The sequence below is a fragment of the Flagellimonas amoyensis genome (genome assembly GCF_003058265.1).
Classification (GTDB): domain Bacteria; phylum Bacteroidota; class Bacteroidia; order Flavobacteriales; family Flavobacteriaceae; genus Flagellimonas; species Flagellimonas amoyensis.
On sequence record NZ_QBUK01000010.1, the window covers coordinates 57,780 to 76,282 of the forward strand.

An 18,503-nucleotide genomic window follows, 5' to 3' on the forward strand; every position below is an offset into this window, starting at 1 on the left:
TGCTTATTTAATAACAGTTATGGTTCCTTGTTTCAGGCTTTTACCGCCCCTGGTGATCTTGTAATAGAAGATCATGCTCTGTTTGTTGAACGAGGTGGTGGATTGTGGCCAGTTGTTTTCATAGCCGGCTTGGCTGAAAACCTGTTCTCCCCTTTCATTGAAAATCGTGACGAGAACATTTGGGTCCCGAGAATAGGTATTGGGCAGCACCCAAAGGTCGTTGATACCGTCCCCATTGGCAGTGATGACATTGGGTATGGCAAACATGTCCCTATAAGTGACTGTGATGACCCTGCTTACGGTGCAAGTTCCGAAGCTGGCGACCAAAAGGTATTCCCCTTCCATTTGGAAGCTATAAGAGTCTTGTGATGATATCAAATTGTTCCCTGCATCATACCATTCGTAAGAGTCTGCACCACTTGCGGTAAGGGTTTGGGTCTCTCCTTCTATGATGACTAGGTCTTTGGGTTTGTCCAGCACCAACAGCGATTCGTCAAAGGCACTAACGTTGACTTTGTTGGAAACCAACGGACAATCATATTCTTTTAGGATAAGCTCATAGGCACCTGTTCCACTTGCGGTCAAGCTTTCAGAGGATGTATCGATGACAACCCCATCTTTTTTCCATTCAAAGGATTTGCCAGAGAGGTCCATGGAACTGGTCAGGACAATGGCCTCACCACCTTCACAAAGCACGGTACCATTGGCACTTATCTGCAAGGTTTCATTCACCACGAGCGTAACGTCTTTCGCGTTGGACGTAGCGTTGAAGTCATCTATACTACCGGTCAGCAAGTAGGAGCCATTTGTTTCATGATCGGACAGCGTGATGGTCCTTGAAGTTTCACCATTCACAAGGTTTCCGTTCCATTTCCATTGGTAGGTAAAAGAGGATTGTAGGTCGGCTGTCACATCCGTTTTGGCACCGCTGTCACTAACCGCAAGGATAGCAGTAAGGGTAAGGGTGGCATCTGAGTTTACACATGACGTATAATTGCCCACAAAATCGATTTCAAATTCAAACGAATCAGGAGAAACCACAGTGGTTTTTGCAGAAGCAATTGGGGCAGCCGTACATGGTCCGCCATTTTGGGTCACCTCCACATAATATTCTCCTATCGCGTTGATATTCAAAGAACTGTTTGTAGCTCCAGAAATGGCCGAGCCATTTTTGTACCATTGATAGGTGGGAGAAGTCGCCGTTGTGTTCACGGATAGGGTTTTGGTCTGTGAAGGCAACAACACGATATTTTCTTGACTTGTCAAGGTCACATTATAAGATCCTGTAGCCGAAATTGTTACAGCCGCTGATTTTTCTTTACAAATGCCGGAACCACCTATTTCAACGGCATAAGCACCTTCAAAACCTGAAGCGCTTGTATTCACGGCATAGGTGCTTGCATTGACCGTAGGGCCGCTTATGATATTTCCATCCTTATACCAAGTATAGGTGTAGCCCCCTCCAGAGATATTGGCTTCAAGCGTATGGGTGTCACCAGGGCATACGGTCACATTGCTTGGGCCATTGAGGGCAATGCCAGCGCTGGTTCCAGTGCCTATGGTTATGGTATTGGAAAGCGTATTGGCGGAACCCGAACAGACAGAGCCGTAGTCCAGTTCCACATAGTACATACCAGGATCTGAAACCGTAATACTTTCGGTTTTTTCGGGCAATGGAGTACCGCTTCTATACCAATTGTAGCGATAGGTTCCTGCATTTGGGATGTTGTGTGGTTTTAGGGTCACAGAACCGCCACCGCAGATTTGGATCTCACCGCCAGAGGGGATGGATCCGCTGCCATTTTCACTGATCAACAACGGAGATTTGTAATCAATGAAGTACATGGAAAAAGCGTCCGATGCAGGGCTGGTCTTGGCGGGACTGGTACTTCTCACCCTGAACTTAAAGTTCTCGCCACGGGTATCCGAGGGCAAGGAGAACTTGAATTTAAAATCCAGGATAGTATTTTTGTCACTGACTCGTGCCAATTCCCTAGGTGATCCGAAGTAGCCATCCGAATCGGAAAGCTCCAAGATGAATTCGTTATTGGAACTCACCATGGGGGGCATCCACGTGAATTTTACGTAGTATTCATTATATCCGTCCGAGGCACAGGCGGCATCCCAAGGATCGTCACTACCAATGTTTGGGTTTGGTGCTGGCACGGGTTTGTTCAGCACCTGGGCTTGTACTGTGCTGGCACCAAATAGCATAAAAGCTATGGCCAGAACCAGTATGCTATACGTTGAACCATTTGTTTTCATCTCCGTTAGGGTTTAAGAGGTTATAGGCAATAATGCCCTAGTTAGTTTGTGCCCCTTAATGTAATTAGTCCATAAGGCTGCTTTTGGCTGCCTTAATCGTATAGTATTCTAATAACAAAGATGTTTTTATTTTCATCGAAAGGAAAGATATTGTTGTAGGCGGCTCCAAAAGTGTTGTGAAATGGCTTTCTTTGTATACTCTATAGCGCGAAGCATAGCCATGAAGAGCGGATTTGCTACATTTGCGCTTCAAAATTTTGATATGGCGGAAGAAGTTAAATCGCTGAATTTCATCGAACACATTATAGAGGAAGACCTAAGAAACGGGTATGTTCCGAACAGTCTTAGATTTCGTTTTCCTCCAGAGCCGAACGGGTACCTTCACTTGGGACACGCAAGTTCCATTTGCCTGAACTTTGGTTTGGGTCTACGGTACAATGCTCCCGTAAACCTTCGGTTCGACGACACCAATCCTGCAAAGGAAGAAAAGGAATATGTGGAGGCCATCAAGGAAGACGTTGCTTGGTTGGGCTATGAATGGGACACGGAATGTTATGCCTCGGATTATTTCCAACAATTGTACGATTGGGCCGTTGAGCTGATCAAGCAGGGAAAGGCCTATGTGGACAGCCAATCTTCTGGGGATATGGCTTCCCAAAAGGGAACGCCGACCGAACCCGGAACGAACAGCCCATTCAGGGGCCGATCCGTTGAGGAGAACCTCCAACTTTTTGAGGGCATGAAGAACGGTGATTTCAAGGAAGGGGAGCATGTGCTCCGGGCCAAGATAGATATGGCCTCTTCCAATATGCTGATGCGCGATCCGGTGATGTACCGGATTCTCCATAAGCCCCATCACAGAACCAATACCGATTGGTGTATTTATCCGATGTACGACTGGACCCATGGGGAGAGCGATTACATTGAACAAGTTTCTCATTCCTTGTGTACACTGGAATTTTTGCCTCACAGGGAACTGTATGATTGGTTTTTGGACCAATTGGTATCTAAAGATAAATTGCGCCCGAAGCAACGCGAGTTTGCCCGCAGGAACCTGAGCCATACCATCGTGAGCAAGCGTAAATTGCTCCAATTGGTTGAAAGTGGTGTTGTGGCAGGCTGGGACGACCCAAGGATGCCCACCATTTCAGGATTGCGTAGAAGAGGATATACCCCGGAGTCCATTCGGAATTTTGCGGACACCATTGGGATTGCGAAACGTGAAAATGTGGTGGATGTATCCCTTTTGGAATTTCATGTGCGTGAGCATTTGAACAAGATTGCCCCTAGGGTCATGGCAGTGCTCAATCCGCTCAAATTGGTCATTACCAACTATGAAGAGGGCAAAGAGGAATGGTTGGAGGCGGAGAACAATCCGGAAGATGAATCTGCTGGATATCGTCAAGTACCCTTTTCCAGAGAACTTTACATAGAACAGGATGACTTTAGGGAAGAGGGCAATCGTAAATTCTTCAGGTTAAAGTTGGATGGAGAGGTTAGGTTGAAGAACGGCTACATCATCAAGGCTGAAAGCTGCACCAAAGATGCCGACGGTAATGTGATAGAGGTGCAATGTACCTACGACCCTAATAGTAGAAGTGGTTCCGGGACGGAGGAAAGCTTGAGAAAAGTGAAAGGAACCTTGCATTGGGTTTCCATTCCGCATGCGGTAACCGCCGAGGTGAGATTGTACGACCGTCTTTTCACAGATCCAACACCAGGTGCACACAAGGACAAGGATTTTCTGGAATTCATCAACCCGGATTCTTTGGAGAAGGTTACTGGATATTTGGAACCTAGTTTGAAAGATGTACAGATTGGTGATCAATTCCAATTTCAGCGTATGGGTTATTTCAATGTGGACAAAGATTCCACTAAAGAGCATTTGGTCTTCAACAGGACGGTACCGTTGCGGGACACTTGGGCCAAATTGGATCAAAAAGACTAGCATTGCAAATAACTATTATAGCAACTCCTATAATAACATTTAACTATCAAAAATGGCCCGTTCTGGGCCTTTTTTATGCGGTTTCATTTTTGGTGGACCCATTTCCGTGAACAACTTCCCAAAACCCTTTTATTGGGCTTTATTTTCATTTTTTCACACAATTTTAGTTTCAGCGTCAATCTTTGCATGGATAGCATCAAGCTGGACTTTCATCTTGGCCTAATTTAGTGTCACAAGCATTTTGTACATCCTAGTGCAAATGGAAAAAATAATTTATTAACCCTAAAAATTTATATCATGTCAAATAATAGTGGAAATGTATTGATGGCCCTGTTGACAGGTGCCGTGGTTGGAGCTGGAGTTGGAATCCTATATGCACCCGACAAGGGAAAGAAGACCAGAAAAAAAATCAAGAACAGTGCCATTAGGGCCAAAGAGGATATCACGACCAGCATATCCAATGCCAAGGACGAGTTTACGAAATCGGCCGAAGCGAAGAAAATTGAATTCGAGGAAAAGTTGGAGGACACCTTGTCCAACATGAGCTACAAGGCAGACGACATCATTGTCGCCCTTGAGAAAAAGTTGGAAGATCTAAGGAAGAAGAACGCACAACTTCAAAAATAATCTATGTCTCTGTTCGATATCAAGGAACATATCGCCGAAGCTGAGGACAGTGCTCGATCGTATGTGGATAGCAGTATCCAATATTATCGATTGAAGAGCTTTAAGTCGATGATGCAAGGAATCACGGTCACCGCCAAGGTACTGTTGATAGGGACAATGGCGGCTATGGGTCTGTTATTGCTTTCCATTGCAGCTTCCTTCTGGATTGGGGATGTGTTGGAAAGCAATGCACAAGGTTTCCTTGTTGTAGGAGGTTTTTACATACTGATTGGTTTATTTATTTATTTGTTTAGAAGACGATTGGAGTCTCCTTTGTTGAGAAAGTTTTCTGAATTTTATTTTGATTGATGATGAAAGGAAAGAAGTACAGTTCGTTTGATGAAATAGAGCAGGACATGAAAATCCTGCAGCTACAGCGTGAGATTGATGAGGAGAAACTGAAGTATGCCTTTCAGAGCACCAAGGAAGAACTCTATCCCACCAATTTGTTGGGAGGGTTCAGCGGAATAGCAAAAAAACTGGCCCTATCTTTTGTGACCAGTAAGATTCTAAAGAGTTTTAAATAGTCCACCCTTATACTTTAAATGGAAAAGGCACCGATTTCGGTGCCTTTTTTGTTCTTGTCGAGAAATGATATTATTCCTCTTTCTTTTTGTTCTGCTGCTTTTTCATGGCCTCACCAATTTGGTTGCTGGCCGTAAACGAGGCCACCATGTTGTTGAGCATGTCGCTTCCCGCCTGAGGGGAGTTGGGCAACAGGATAAGGTTGGTGTTGGTCTCTTCGCCTATGGCCTGGAGCGTGTCGTAGTGTTGGGTCACTACAATCAGTGCTGAGGCTTCTTGGGAATTGATGCCCACTTTGTTCAGTACTTCCACAGATTCTTCCAGACCTCGGGCTATTTCACGACGCTGGTCCGCAATACCCTGTCCCTGAAGTCTTTTGCTCTCAGCTTCCGCCTTTGCTTTTTCTACGATAAGGATCCTTGCGGCATCTCCTTCAAACTGTGCGGCGATTTTTTCACGCTCCGAAGCATTGATTCGGTTCATGGCTGCTTTCACTTGGGCGTCCGGGTCAATATCGGTCACAAGGGTCTTGATGATGTCATACCCATAATCCAACATGGCATCCTGCAGTTCTGATTTTACGGCGATGGCAATGTCATCTTTTTTCACGAACACATCATCTAGTTTCATTTTGGGCACTTCAGCACGAACCACGTCAAATACGTAGGATGTGATTTGGTCGTGTGGATATTCCAATTTATAGAAAGCATCATATACTTTGTCTTTGATGACGACATATTGAACGGAAACCTTCAGTTTGACGAATACATCATCCTTGGTCTTGGTTTCCACGATCACGTCAAGCTGTTGGATTTTCAAGCTCAGGCGGCCAGCAATTCGGTCCACAAGCGGAATCTTCATTTGCAATCCTGAATTGCGGATGCTCTGGAAACGGCCAAATCGTTCAATGACCACAGCGGTCTGTTGTTTTACGATAAAGAAGAACTTGAACAGAACGATAAGCGCAAAAAATAATATCGGAATTAGGAAATAGTTGCCCATAGTGTTTAGATTTTATGTTAGGAATGAAAATTACAAAACTCTGACACATAATAAGTAGCCATCGATGAAGTTTTGTTACACATCCGTCAATTCTACAAAGTAGAAATGGCCTTTTTTATGCGATGGATGCTTTCTTCTTTGCCAATGAGTTCCATAATATCGAACAGGTGTGGCCCTTTCATTTCCCCGACAATGACCAATCGTAAGGGAGGCATCACTTTTCCAAAAGAAAGTTCTTTTTCGGAGATCCATTCCTTCACTTGGGCTTCTACAGTAGCCGTATCAAAGTTGTCAATGCCTTCCAAAATACCCACAACTGCTCCCATGATCTGTGTGGTGTCTTCTTTCCATTGTTTGCTCACCGCTTTTTCATCGTAGGAAGTCGGGGATTGAAAAAAGTAATTCCCCAATTCCCAAAGTTCGGAGACAAAACTTGCCCGTTCCTTGATAAGTGAAACTACTTTGGTGATATAGCCCGTGTTGAAAGTTTTTGCCTTTTTATCTAATTGTTTTTCAAGGACTTTTGAAAAAATTTCAGCCAGTTCTGCATCACTTTTCAATTGCATCCATTGCTGATTATACCACTTGTTCTTTTCTGGGTCAAAGCGGGCTCCTGACTTGTTCACACGCTCCAAACTGAAGCTTTGAACCAGTTCTTCCAAGGTAAAGATTTCCTGTTCTGTGCCTGGATTCCAACCCAACAACGCCAAAAAGTTGACCACTGCTTCTGGAAAAAAGCCAGCTTCCTTGTAGCCTTCGGATTCGTTCCACGATAATGGAAATACAGGAAATCCGCCCTTTTCCCCATCACGTTTGCTCAGTTTGCCTTTCCCAACTGGTTTCATGATGAGGGGCAAATGTGCAAACTGCGGAGCTTTCCATCCAAAAGCATCATAGAGCAGTTGGTGGAGCGCCAAAGAAGGCAACCATTCTTCTCCGCGGATCACGTGGGTGATCTTCATCAAATGGTCGTCCACAATATTGGCCAAGTGATACGTGGGCATGCCATCACTTTTGAAAAGTACCTTATCATCCAAAATGTTGGTGTCTATTTTTATCTCTCCCCGGATGATGTCGTTCAGCAACAATTGTTCATTCTCTGGCGATTTGAAACGAATGACATACTCATCCCCGGCATCCAGTTTTTGCTGCACCTCTTCTTTGGAGAGCGAAACGGAATTGACCAACTTCAATCGATTGTGCCAGTTATAGATGAAGGTCTTGCCCTTGGCCTCATGGTCCTTTCGGTGGTTGTCCAAACTTTCCGAAGAATCAAAGGCGTAATAAGCCTTTCCTTTTTCAATGAGATCCAAAGCATAAGCTTCGTACAGGTTTTTGCGTTCGCTCTGGCGATACGGACCGTATGCACCTTCTTTGCCGGGTCCTTCATCAAACGGAATGCCGTACCAATTCAGTGCTTTAATAATATAGTCCTCTGCACCTTCCACATAACGGTTCTGGTCCGTATCCTCAATGCGAAGCAGAAAATCACCGCCATTTTTTTTGGCAAAGAGATAGTTGAACAATGCGGTGCGCAGACCGCCGATATGCAATGGCCCGGTGGGGCTAGGGGCAAAACGAACCCTTACTTTCTCACTCATGCTATAGTAGTTGTGCTGCAAAGATACATTGTGATGGCCTATCTTGGAAGTAGATTGAGGTTGCCTTTCCTTTTGTTTTGGGGCCAATCCGTCCAATGTTTAACAAAAAATTTCTTCTCATTAATTCAGGATCAGGTAATTTGGTGGCAAATAACATCGATTTTGAATAGCTATCAGGACATATTGGCCAAGCTGGAAAGCTTTACCAAAAGGTTTTATACCAAGCAATTGATCAAAGGAATGCTCCTTTTTTTGAGTTTGGGACTGCTTTTTTGGATTGTCGTCATGTCTTTGGAATTCCTCTTGTGGCTGAACCAAGGGTGGCGATTGGCGCTGTTTTGGCTCTTCGTATTGGTTGAATTGTTCCTGCTTTACAGGTTCATCGCAGTTCCTTTGCTGTATTTGTTCAAGATACGGAAGGGTATCGGCAACAAGGAAGCCTCCCAATTGATTGGGAAGCATTTTTCCGAAGTGGATGACAAACTGTACAACCTCCTCGAGCTTTCGGACAACCCCAACAAATCTGATCTTTTGATGGCAAGTATTGAACAACGGTCTAAGAGTCTTGGCGCTGTTCCTTTCTCAGAAGCCATCAATTTTAAGGAAAGCTACCGCTACGCCAAATATATCGTCATTCCACTGGTCTTGCTCGGGTTCATCTGGGTGACGGGGAATATTGTTTCTTTTTTCAATTCGTACAATAGGGTGGTCAATTATGATCTGGCCTACGAGCGACCGGCGCCATTCGCTTTCAGAATATTGAATGACAAACTTGAAGTGTTGGACAGTGAACCTCTCACGGTCAAAGTAGGGATTGAAGGAGATGTCAGGCCTGAGCGCGTTTCTATGGTCATTGAAGGCAAAGAATTGTTGTTGAAGCAAGATGGGGGCATTTACACCTATACGTTTGAAGCCCCTGTTGCCGAAACCAGTTTTTACCTTACCGCTAACGGGTGGGACTCGCAAAGTTACACCATCAAAAGTTTTGCTACTCCTGCATTGACTGATTTTGAAATGCAATTGGATTTTCCGAAGTATCTTAATAGAACATCGGAAATCGTCACCGGAACAGGCAATGCTTCCATTCCCGAAGGAACAAAGGTGAGTTGGCAGATTGAAGGGTTGCATATTGGGCGAATTGATATGACCACGAAGGACACCGTTCAAGGGTTCATGAAGGAGGGAAACACTTTCACATTCAGCAATAGGTTATTTACTGATTTTGATTATGAGCTGAGTACTGCAAACGAACATGTCTCCAATTTTGAACGGTTGGGGTATTCTTTGGACATCGTCAAAGATGCCAGTGCGACGGTTAGGGTAGAGCAGGTTTTGGATTCGCTGAATCCCAATCAGTCATTTTATACCGGCCAAGCCGCTGACGATTATGGAATCCAATCGATACGCTTGGTGTGCTTTCCAAGTGACGATAATGAGAATATACAACGGATCACTCTAGAACGACCCGGCGGCAATGTGTATCAGTTTTATTACACCTTTCCATCTGGATTGAAGCTGGAGCCGGGCAGAAACTATAAAATCTTTTTCGAAGTAGTTGATAATGATGGCATTAGAGGTGGTAAAGTCACCAAAAGCCAGACTTTTTCAACTACTTTTTTAGATGATAATCAACTGAAAAACAAAGAGTTGGAATTTCAGAATACTACGTTGTCCAAAATGGGCAATTCTTTGGAAAAGTTCAAGGAACAGGAGCAGGCATTGTCCAAAATCAACCAAAACCAGAAGGAAGAAAAGTCATTGCGGTTTGAGGACAAGAACCAGATCAAAGATTTTCTTCAAAAGCAACAGCAACAAGAAGAGTTGATGAAGAAGTTCAGCAATGAACTTAATGAGAGCATAGACAAGAACGAGAATAGTGAGATGAAGAAGATGCTGCAAGAACGATTGGAGCGTCAAGAGTTGGAAGCCAAAAAGAATGCTGCACTGCTGGACGAACTGAACAAATTGGCAGATAAGATCAATAAAGAAGAACTTCAACAACGTCTGGAAGAATTAGGAAAAAACCAAGGAAAGAATACGCGTAACCTGGAACAGATCTTAGAACTCACCAAGCGGTATTATGTTACTGAAAAAGTAGCACAGATTGCCAAGGAGCTGGATAAACTTTCGGAGAAGCAAAGCACCTTATCCGAACTGAAACTTGGACAGGATTTCTCCGACAAGGAACAGCAAAAATTGAATGAGGATTTCGATCAGCTTGAAAAGGAAATCAGGGAAGTAGAGAAAGACAATCAAGAACTCATAAAACCTGTAGGCATCAGCACCAGCAAAAAGGAGACTGAATCCATTAAGCAAGACCAAAAAGATGCGCTTGAGGAAATCAACAAACAACAAGGTCAAGAGCAATCTTCGCAACGGAATCAGCAATTGAATTCCCAGAACAATGCTTCCAAAAAGCAAAAATCCGCCGCTCAGAAAATGAAGGAAATGAGCAAAGCTCTGCAGCAAAGTGCTGGTGGAGGAGGTGGTTCAAGCGACGCTGAAGATGCTGAAATGTTGCGTCAGATTTTGGACAATCTAGTCACCTTTTCTTTCAAGCAGGAAAATCTTTTTGATAACCTTCAAAGTGCGGACGTGGACATTTCCCAGTTTTCCAAAACGGTAAAAGACCAACAGAGTTTGAGGCGATTGTTTGAACATGTGGACGACAGCTTGTTTGCACTATCCCTTCGAAGGGTTGAGTTGTCCGAGTTTGTCAATGAACAGATCACGGAGGTGTATTATAACATTGATAAGTCACTTGAAAGTATTGCCGAGAACCAAATCTATCAGGGGGCATCTTACCAACAGTATGTGGTGAATGCCACAAATGCTCTGGCCGATTTTTTGGCAAATATCTTGGACAACTTGCAGCAGAACATGAGCTCCGGTCAGGGAGGAAGTGGTGGACAAGATTTTCAATTGCCGGACATCATCAAGGGCCAACAAGGTATACAGGAAAAAATGAACGGACAAGGCCAACAGGGCGGCAAGCCCGAAGGAGGTGGAGATCAGAAAGGAGCTGAAGGCGAAGGTAAGGAAGATGGCCAAGGAAACAGTGATGGGGAGAATGGAAAGGAAGGAAGACAAGGGCAAGAGAATGGCAACGGCAATGGAGGGGCTAAAACAAATTCCCAAACCGATGAAATGGGCATGAGAGAGCTTTATGAGATTTACAAGGAACAACAGTTTCTTAGGGATAAACTTGAGGAACAACTGCAGGATTTGATCCGCAAGGAGGATCAGGACTTGGCCAAAAAGCTTTTGTTGCAGATGGAGGATTTTCAGAATGACCTTTTGGAGAATGGGATCACGGAACGAAACCGTACCAAGGCCAACAACATTCAGCACCAATTGATGAAGTTGGAAAATGCCTCCTTGGAGCAGGGGATGAAAGAACAACGCGAGAGTACTGGCAATAAAATGGATTTTACCAATCCCATTATCACGAAGTCTGAGCTGCTCAAAGATAACCAGAACGACATAGAGATATTAAATAGACAAGCACTACCTTTGCGCCAAAATTTCGAAAAGAAGGTAAAAGTGTATTTCAATAATGATCGAGTTCCATTTTAAATCAGACCTTATCCTTGAGGGCAAAACCAATTATTCCGATTGGATAACTAGAATTTTGGAATCTGAGTCATTTGTTGCCGGTCAGATTGATTATATTTTTTGCACGGATGACTATTTGTTGGAGCTCAACAAACAGTACTTGAACCACGACACGCTCACGGACATCATTACTTTTGATTACACGATGGCAAACACCATTTCGGGAGACGTGTTTATTTCAACCGAAAGGGTCAAAGAGAACGCCGAAACTTTTGGCGTGGAGTTCACCAATGAACTGCTGAGAGTGATGGCTCACGGGTTGCTTCATCTGATAGGATATGGTGACAAATCCGACGAAGAGAAAGCTGTGATGAGACAGAAAGAAGAAGAGAAAATCAAAATGTTCCACGTGGAACAATAGGTATGTTTGAAAAGGAATATGATGTAATTGTTGTTGGCGGTGGTCATGCTGGGGCAGAGGCAACAGCTGCTGCTGCCAACATGGGTTCTAAAACGCTTTTGGTCACCATGAACCTCCAGACCATTGGGCAGATGTCCTGTAATCCTGCTATGGGCGGAATTGCCAAAGGACAGATTGTCCGTGAGATTGATGCGCTTGGTGGGTATAGTGGAATCATTACTGATAAATCCGCCATCCAGTTCAAGATGCTCAACAAATCCAAGGGGCCCGCCATGTGGAGTCCTAGGGCCCAGAATGACCGTATGCGTTTTGCTGAAGAGTGGCGAATGGCGTTGGAGAACACACCCAATGCCGATTTTTATCAGGACATGGTCACGGGTCTTTTGGTTGAGAAGGACAAGGTAGTTGGTGTGAGAACATCCCTTGGAATAGAGATTAGATCCAAAGCAGTGGTGCTTACCAATGGTACTTTTTTGAATGGCCTTATTCATATTGGAGAGAAACAGTTTGGAGGAGGTAGAGCAGGGGAAAAGGCCGCAACAGGAATTACAGAACAACTAGTGGATTTTGGTTTTGATAGTGGCCGGATGAAGACAGGAACCCCTCCCAGGGTGGATGGTCGTTCTCTTGATTATGATAAAATGATGCCTCAGCCGGGAGACATTAAACCCGAGAAATTCTCCTATTTGGACACGCCCGTTTTGAAGGTTCAACGTGATTGTCACATGACCCACACCAGTGCTTTGGTACACGATCTTTTGCGCGAAGGATTTGATCGGTCTCCAATGTTCAACGGACGGATACAAAGTATTGGCCCCCGTTATTGTCCTTCCATTGAGGATAAGATCAACCGCTTTGCGGACAAGGATGCCCACCAGATTTTTGTAGAACCTGAAGGATGGAACACCGTTGAGGTGTATGTCAATGGATTCTCAACTTCGCTGCCAGAAGATGTTCAGTATAAAGCATTGAAATCTGTAAAAGGTTTCGAGAACGTGAAGTTTTTCAGACCGGGCTATGCTATAGAATACGATTACTTTCCGCCAACGCAATTGAAACATACGCTTGAGACGAAGCTGGTCAACAACCTCTATTTTGCTGGACAGATCAATGGAACAACAGGCTATGAAGAGGCTGCTTCACAAGGTCTTATGGCCGGCATTAATGCGCATTTAAAGATCAACGAAAAAGAACCTTTTATACTCAAAAGGGATGAAGCATATATTGGGGTTTTGGTAGATGATTTGATCACGAAAGGAACAGAAGAACCCTATCGCATGTTCACTTCCAGAGCAGAATACCGCACCTTATTGAGACAGGACAATGCCGATTTGAGGCTTACGCCCATGGGTTACGAAATAGGGTTGGCGAGAGAAGAACGCATGAAGCGGATGGAGGAGAAGCAAGAAAAGTCCAAATTGTTTGTTGACTTTTTCAAGAAGACCAGCTTCGATCCTGAAGAGATGAACCCCATTTTGGAAGAACTTGATTCTGCATCGGTGCGTCAATCCGATAAACTTTTCAAGGTGTTTTCAAGGCCAAAGGTGACCATGGACCACATGCTCCAACTGGATTCGGTTTCCGGCTTTGTGAGGGAACATGATTTGGACACTGAGGTGATGGAACAGGCCGAGATAGAAGTAAAGTATTCAGGGTATATTGAAAAGGAAAAGAGCAATGCGGACAAACTGCATCGATTGGAAAATGTTCGCATCCCGGACCATTTTGATTACTCCAAATTAAAATCACTTTCCTACGAGGCAAGGGAAAAGTTGGAGTCCATTCGTCCCGTGACCATTTCTCAGGCCTCCCGAATAAGCGGTGTTTCTCCGGCGGATATTAGTGTGCTTTTGGTCTTTTTGGGCAGATAGGACGATGCTTGTTCCACGTGGAACATCAAGTAAAATTTTTTTACGATACGGATTGATGACTTGACACTATTCATACTATTGGATTATATTCGACCACAGAACTAATTGTTTTCTGCAACGACCCTAATGAAGCTTTTCCTAAAAACTAAAGATTTTTCTGTTTCCAAAGAAGACTTTGAACTTCATTTGGATGAAGACTTGGATATGCTGGTTACAAGTCCACAGCCTGAGAATAGTGCAGCATATTATGAAAGTGAGGACTATATCTCCCATACAGACTCCAAAAAGTCGTTTACGGATAAACTTTACCAAGCTGTAAAGCAAAAAAACCTTCGGAATAAAATTCAACTCGTTGACAATCAAGAAATTAAATTGAAATCTTTGTTGGATATAGGTGCCGGAACAGGAGATTTTCTGGTTTTGGTCAAATCCAAGGGGTACGAAGTTGCAGGGGTGGAGCCCAACGAGGGCGCAAGACAGCTCGCCTTGCAAAAGGGTGTGGCCTTAGAACCGAAACTGGATCGGTTTTCCGGAACAAAATTCCAAACCATCACCCTTTGGCACGTACTGGAGCACCTTCCCAATCTTCAAGACCAGATAAATGACATCACCTCACTTTTGGAAGAAGAGGGAACATTGATCATCGCCGTTCCCAATTTCAGATCATTCGATGCAAAACATTACGGAACGTATTGGGCGGGTTATGATGTGCCTCGACACCTTTGGCATTTTTCAAAAACTTCCATCACCAAACTTTTTGATCCACACGGAATGGAAGTGGTATCCATCCGGCCCATGTGGTTCGATGCATTTTATGTGTCCATGCTGTCGGAAAAATATAAAGGGAATAAATTTTATTTGATCAGCTCATTTTTCGTCGGTTTATGGTCCAACCTCGCGGCCATGTTCAGCAAAGAGCATTCTTCCCTCATCTACATCCTCAAACGGAAGAAATAAGCATTTTTAGGCCCGCTGTTCCACGATTGGGCACAAAGCCCTGCAATGCCATTCCCTTTAAAAAAATCGGCCACAGAGCCCGTTTATGTGACCCAAAAACAATAATCATAGCCGATTTTGTATCATGTTTCCCATAAGTTTTCCCTATGACTGGGAAAAACAAATTTTTCAGTTCCTGGAAAGATGTTGAAAGCATTCCAAAAGCTTTTCTATTTTTGCGCATCATTTAAAACGTGAAAGATGAAAAAATTAGGAGTACTTGCCATTGCCTTGATCGCTATGGCGTGCCAACAGAACAAGATTGGTTTTGTGAACAGCGTGAAACTGATGGACGATTATCAGGAACGGATCGATCTTGAGGCCAGGTTCAAGACCAAGGCCGATGTGATGGGCAAGAAAAGGGACAGTATTTCCCAAGCCTTCCAGATGGAGCTTCAGGGTTTTCAGGTCAGGGCGGAGAAAATGTCGCAAAAGAACGCCCAGGAAGAATATGCCCAGTTGCAACAACGTGGACAGTTTGTGGGACAGCAATTGCAACAGGAAGAACAACAGTTGCAACAGACCAGCCAGACCCAAATGGATTCCTTGGTGAAAAAAGTGAAAAAGGAAATCCAGAAATATGGAAAGGAAAATGGCTACACCTATATCTTGGGCGGTGGTGACGGTGGAGCCGTACTTTATGGTGAGGATGCACAAGACCTTACGGCTGCCATCCTAAAGATTTTGAACGATAAATACGGAGAGTAAATTTTTTACAAGGAAGTTTTACCTCATAACCCAAAGACAAAAAAAGCCCATCTCTTGATGGGCTTTTTGTTTTTCAATTACGGTGTTTGGGTTCCCAAATCAACCGTAAGAAAGAGCTGATGCGCTCATTTTCCCTGTCAATGGGTATTCCTGCAACGATCCCCACCATCAAATTCTCCGCAATTCCAAGCCTCATTTGTGGGCGCATGGTCATGTCAAAATCATCTTTTTCAATCGTCTTGTTGAATTCAACACCGATAAAGTTCCTGGTCCCAGGAATCATGTAGTGGAAACTGGTGTTGATGTCATAAGCAGTGTGGAACGAACTGTCCTCGAAAACCTGCTCGAACATGGGCCCTGTATAGATCAGGGAGTGGAAATTGTTGCCCCAGCGTTTCGCAACAACAAAAAAGGGATTATACACATTTCCTGTGATGAGGGGCCTTCCAAAAGCCTTAAAGTCTGACAACTCAAATTCATTGATATACCCAAAAGCCATTGATGTGGCCATGGGCTCGTTGACAAAAAAGGACCATTGAAAGGCAACTTTGATGCTGTTCAACTTATTGGAAGGTATGGCCTCTTTAGGGGTACCGTTGACGGAGGAATAGAAGGTAAATGGTAATTCCACCTCAAGGCCAAGCCTGTCCATTGGGGCCCATTCGTACTCGATGAGGGCCTCGTAGGAGTCAAAACTTAGATTATCGGTGAGGCCAAGGCCTATGTTCCATTCTTTTTCCCCTTTTCTGGCACCAAGATCACGTATCAGGTCAATGTATAGGGGTTCTGCATGCAAAACTTTGTCGGGCTCTTTCTGGTCTTCGACCTCAACAAGGTATAAACTGTCTTTTTCTATGTTGCTGATTTGTGCAATCAAACAGGATGGTGCGGCCAAAAATAGGATTGGCAGCAATATTTTTTTGAACTTCATTGTATTCGATTTGTTTTTTAATAATGAAATGATGGCCCAGCGGTAGATTGAACCATTGGGGGGCCGTTCTTTGGAAAAACAAATCAAGCTTTGGGCGGAGGGATATCCAGTTGATGGAATCCGTTGGTCAAAAAGCGTTCAAAGTCTGGATGTCGCTTTTTTTTGGACCCGAAGATGGGTTGGGAACCACTTTTGTCAAAAGCAAAATATAGGGTGATTTTTTTACCTCCTTGATTGTTGTGTTCTTCAGCATCGTTGTCATCACATTCGGCAATAGCGTTCTCAAAGCCGAGAAGCTTTTCTACTACGAGCTCAACAATGCTTTCCTGGTCGTTGAAACAAAGGTCTTCAGGAAAATGACCGGGCAATTGATCGGGAGCATCCACGCTGATGTTCAAGAGGTATAAGGCCATGAACCCCCAAAAGAACCTACTGAACATGCTATTTCTGATGCGAATGATCACAATGCAAATGTAAATCGTTTTGTGCGCAGGACCATCAAGGGCAACAAAGCATTAACAAAAAGGGTCATCCCTGGATTAAAATAGACCAAGAATACAATCGCTCCAATTGCTTAAAACTTGTCAGGGGAAACCCTTGAAGCAGACCGTCCGGCGATAACACCAATGATAAGGATCTGTGAAGCATGGAACAGCATGAGCGGGAGCAAGATGATTCCCATGGGCATGGAGGCAGGGAACAAGATCTTGGAAAAGACCGTTCCATGGACCAAGGATTTTTTAGTGCCACAAAATTGAGCGGTTATTTTATCCTCGGTGCTGAAATGAAGTTTGTTCGCCACAAAACCAATGACATAATAGACTAGAAAAAATAGTCCCAGCACCCCAATATAGATCAATGCAAAATCCTTGAGATTTACAGAGCTGAAGACCTTATCTTCAAAGGAATGCACAAAACTCTTGTAGATGATCAGCAAAATGACCGATTTGTCGAAGAGGGTCAGATAAGAACCATAGCGGGCTGCATATTTGCCCAGATATCTGTTCAACAACAACCCCAAGACCAAGGGGAGCAAGATTTCGGTCAGGAGTTTTACATATACATCCAGCAGGTCAAAGTCACCTGCCTGTTGTTCCAAAAAAGCACCCATCCACAAAGGTGTGACCATAATCCCGATAAGCCCCGAGATGCTTGCATTGAAAATGGCAGCGGGGATATTCCCTTTGGCCAGGGAAACCATCACCACCGAAGAGGAAACCGTTGAGGGCAATGCCGCCATGAACAAAAAGGCCAACCAGATGTCGCTGCTTTCGCCAGAACCCAACAAGGGATGAAAGGCCAATACGATCAAAGGGAAAAGCAAAAAGACAGACAACTGTACCAGTACGTGCAGTCGCCAATTTTTTAATCCTGTCCTGATTTTCTCTGGACTGAGCTTGAGTCCATAGAAAAAGAAAATAAAGGATATGCCCACACTGGCTATGCTATCCAAGGGAACTTGGCTGTCCCTACTTCCAAATCCGGGAAAAAAATAGGCCAGCACCACCACCAAGATGATGGCCAGCACAAAACGATCCAATTTAATCTTGCCGATCTTTTTTATAAGCATAATGCAATACTCAAGGTAAAGCGACAAAGATCAACAGAAAAATGCTATCCCTGCATCAAATACACTAAAAATACGGTAGGAATCAAATAGACCACTATGGTCTGAGCCCCGGCATAGTCCTTGGCCACACGCTGTCCCAACAACAACAATAAAAGGGTAATGGCAGAAAGTACGGCCCCAAAAAATCCGATGGAACTGTTACCGTCTATCACAAACTGGATGACGCCCACTCCACAAAGGATGCCGGACAGCATTTCCAACACCAAGACGGTCCCCAAAAGCGCGGGCACACTCCCCTTAAAAATGGATTTGGAAAAATGGCCGATGAGCCAACCGAGGTTTCCCTTCCAATCCAGCATCTTGTCAATGCCACTCTGCAAAAAAGTAATGGTCAAAAAAAGCAACAACAGGATCTCTGTCGCATTTGAAATCAAATTATCCATG

General features: G+C 44.1%; 16 protein-coding genes. 9 read left to right on the forward strand and 7 right to left on the reverse strand.

From position 1 onward, the window contains the following. Positions 1 to 3: 3 nt before the first annotated feature. The gene (locus tag DB398_RS14185) at positions 4 to 2,265 is read right to left on the reverse strand and encodes a T9SS type B sorting domain-containing protein (protein ID WP_108425110.1); all 2,262 of its coding nucleotides are present in this window, start codon (positions 2,263 to 2,265) and stop codon (positions 4 to 6) included. Between the two features lie 262 nt (positions 2,266 to 2,527). Between DB398_RS14185 and DB398_RS14190 the strand changes: the two genes are divergently transcribed. The 4 genes from DB398_RS14190 (at position 2,528) to DB398_RS14205 (ending at position 5,406) form a co-directional block, all read left to right on the forward strand. Next, entirely contained in the window at positions 2,528 to 4,213 is a 1,686-nt protein-coding gene (locus tag DB398_RS14190) for a glutamine--tRNA ligase/YqeY domain fusion protein (RefSeq protein WP_108425258.1), read from the forward strand. Positions 4,214 to 4,510: 297 nt separating this feature from the next. Continuing rightward, positions 4,511 to 4,840: a YtxH domain-containing protein gene (locus DB398_RS14195; protein WP_108425111.1), complete on the forward strand. Its 330-nt coding sequence runs from the start codon at positions 4,511 to 4,513 to the stop codon at positions 4,838 to 4,840. Between the two features lie 3 nt (positions 4,841 to 4,843). Then, positions 4,844 to 5,188 carry a hypothetical protein gene (locus tag DB398_RS14200; RefSeq protein ID WP_108425112.1) on the forward strand — a complete coding sequence of 115 codons (345 nt, stop codon included), beginning with the start codon at positions 4,844 to 4,846 and terminating at the stop codon, positions 5,186 to 5,188. Beyond that, positions 5,188 to 5,406 (forward strand): DUF6327 family protein, encoded by a 219-nt coding sequence (locus DB398_RS14205; protein WP_234416305.1) that lies wholly within the window; start codon positions 5,188 to 5,190, stop codon positions 5,404 to 5,406. Before DB398_RS14200 ends, DB398_RS14205 begins: the two co-directional genes overlap by 1 nt. Positions 5,407 to 5,476: 70 nt before the next feature. On the opposite strand, the gene DB398_RS14210 is transcribed toward DB398_RS14205, so the two are convergent. Both DB398_RS14210 and gltX read right to left on the reverse strand, forming a co-directional pair. Then, positions 5,477 to 6,406, reverse strand: a complete 930-nt coding sequence (locus DB398_RS14210) for an SPFH domain-containing protein (RefSeq protein ID WP_108425113.1) — start codon at positions 6,404 to 6,406, stop codon at positions 5,477 to 5,479. 92 nt (positions 6,407 to 6,498) lie between these two features. Then, positions 6,499 to 8,007 (reverse strand): glutamate--tRNA ligase, encoded by a 1,509-nt coding sequence (gene gltX, locus DB398_RS14215; RefSeq protein ID WP_108425260.1) that lies wholly within the window; start codon positions 8,005 to 8,007, stop codon positions 6,499 to 6,501. Between the two features lie 162 nt (positions 8,008 to 8,169). On the opposite strand from gltX, the gene DB398_RS14220 reads away from it, so the two are divergent. The 5 genes from DB398_RS14220 to DB398_RS14245 all read left to right on the forward strand — a co-directional run bounded on the left by DB398_RS14220 (position 8,170) and on the right by DB398_RS14245 (position 15,558). Further along, positions 8,170 to 11,583 (forward strand): hypothetical protein, encoded by a 3,414-nt coding sequence (locus DB398_RS14220; RefSeq protein ID WP_108425114.1) that lies wholly within the window; start codon positions 8,170 to 8,172, stop codon positions 11,581 to 11,583. Further along, a complete protein-coding gene (gene ybeY, locus DB398_RS14225; RefSeq protein ID WP_108425115.1) occupies positions 11,564 to 11,983 on the forward strand; it encodes an rRNA maturation RNase YbeY in 420 nt (139 codons plus the stop codon). The genes DB398_RS14220 and ybeY overlap by 20 nt, the downstream gene beginning before the upstream one ends. A gap of 2 nt (positions 11,984 to 11,985) precedes the next feature. After that, positions 11,986 to 13,854: a tRNA uridine-5-carboxymethylaminomethyl(34) synthesis enzyme MnmG gene (gene mnmG / locus DB398_RS14230; RefSeq protein ID WP_108425116.1), complete on the forward strand. Its 1,869-nt coding sequence runs from the start codon at positions 11,986 to 11,988 to the stop codon at positions 13,852 to 13,854. Between the two features lie 126 nt (positions 13,855 to 13,980). Then, positions 13,981 to 14,811: a class I SAM-dependent methyltransferase gene (locus DB398_RS14235; RefSeq protein WP_108425117.1), complete on the forward strand. Its 831-nt coding sequence runs from the start codon at positions 13,981 to 13,983 to the stop codon at positions 14,809 to 14,811. Positions 14,812 to 15,051: 240 nt separating this feature from the next. Next, positions 15,052 to 15,558, forward strand: coding sequence for an OmpH/Skp family outer membrane protein (locus tag DB398_RS14245; RefSeq protein ID WP_108425119.1), 507 nt, complete (start codon positions 15,052 to 15,054; stop codon positions 15,556 to 15,558). A gap of 73 nt (positions 15,559 to 15,631) precedes the next feature. Here DB398_RS14245 and DB398_RS14250 read toward each other — a convergent pair whose 3' ends face one another. The 4 genes from DB398_RS14250 to DB398_RS14265 form a co-directional block, all read right to left on the reverse strand. Then, complete coding sequence (locus DB398_RS14250; protein WP_108425120.1) at positions 15,632 to 16,489, reverse strand: HAEPLYID family protein; 858 nt, start codon at positions 16,487 to 16,489, stop codon at positions 15,632 to 15,634. Between the two features lie 83 nt (positions 16,490 to 16,572). Continuing rightward, positions 16,573 to 16,953 carry a hypothetical protein gene (locus tag DB398_RS14255; RefSeq protein WP_108425121.1) on the reverse strand — a complete coding sequence of 127 codons (381 nt, stop codon included), beginning with the start codon at positions 16,951 to 16,953 and terminating at the stop codon, positions 16,573 to 16,575. Positions 16,954 to 17,063: 110 nt separating this feature from the next. Continuing rightward, on the reverse strand, positions 17,064 to 18,059 hold the full coding sequence (locus DB398_RS14260; RefSeq protein ID WP_108425122.1) for a bile acid:sodium symporter family protein: 996 nt from the start codon (positions 18,057 to 18,059) through the stop codon (positions 17,064 to 17,066). Positions 18,060 to 18,103: 44 nt separating this feature from the next. After that, positions 18,104 to 18,502, reverse strand: coding sequence for a DoxX family protein (locus tag DB398_RS14265; protein ID WP_199913407.1), 399 nt, complete (start codon positions 18,500 to 18,502; stop codon positions 18,104 to 18,106). Between the last annotated feature and the right edge of the window lies 1 nt (position 18,503).

Coding starts and splice junctions, on each gene's coding strand:
- DB398_RS14265 (WP_199913407.1), bottom strand. CDS start 18,502: ATGGATAATTTGATTTCAAATGCGACAGAGATCCTGTTGTTGCTTTTT.
- mnmG (WP_108425116.1), top strand. CDS start 11,986: ATGTTTGAAAAGGAATATGATGTAATTGTTGTTGGCGGTGGTCATGCT.
- DB398_RS14260 (WP_108425122.1), bottom strand. CDS start 18,059: ATGCTTATAAAAAAGATCGGCAAGATTAAATTGGATCGTTTTGTGCTG.
- DB398_RS14210 (WP_108425113.1), bottom strand. CDS start 6,406: ATGGGCAACTATTTCCTAATTCCGATATTATTTTTTGCGCTTATCGTT.
- DB398_RS14190 (WP_108425258.1), top strand. CDS start 2,528: ATGGCGGAAGAAGTTAAATCGCTGAATTTCATCGAACACATTATAGAG.
- DB398_RS14195 (WP_108425111.1), top strand. CDS start 4,511: ATGTCAAATAATAGTGGAAATGTATTGATGGCCCTGTTGACAGGTGCC.
- gltX (WP_108425260.1), bottom strand. CDS start 8,007: ATGAGTGAGAAAGTAAGGGTTCGTTTTGCCCCTAGCCCCACCGGGCCA.
- DB398_RS14205 (WP_234416305.1), top strand. CDS start 5,188: ATGATGAAAGGAAAGAAGTACAGTTCGTTTGATGAAATAGAGCAGGAC.
- ybeY (WP_108425115.1), top strand. CDS start 11,564: ATGATCGAGTTCCATTTTAAATCAGACCTTATCCTTGAGGGCAAAACC.
- DB398_RS14250 (WP_108425120.1), bottom strand. CDS start 16,489: ATGAAGTTCAAAAAAATATTGCTGCCAATCCTATTTTTGGCCGCACCA.
- DB398_RS14245 (WP_108425119.1), top strand. CDS start 15,052: ATGAAAAAATTAGGAGTACTTGCCATTGCCTTGATCGCTATGGCGTGC.
- DB398_RS14185 (WP_108425110.1), bottom strand. CDS start 2,265: ATGAAAACAAATGGTTCAACGTATAGCATACTGGTTCTGGCCATAGCT.
- DB398_RS14200 (WP_108425112.1), top strand. CDS start 4,844: ATGTCTCTGTTCGATATCAAGGAACATATCGCCGAAGCTGAGGACAGT.
- DB398_RS14235 (WP_108425117.1), top strand. CDS start 13,981: ATGAAGCTTTTCCTAAAAACTAAAGATTTTTCTGTTTCCAAAGAAGAC.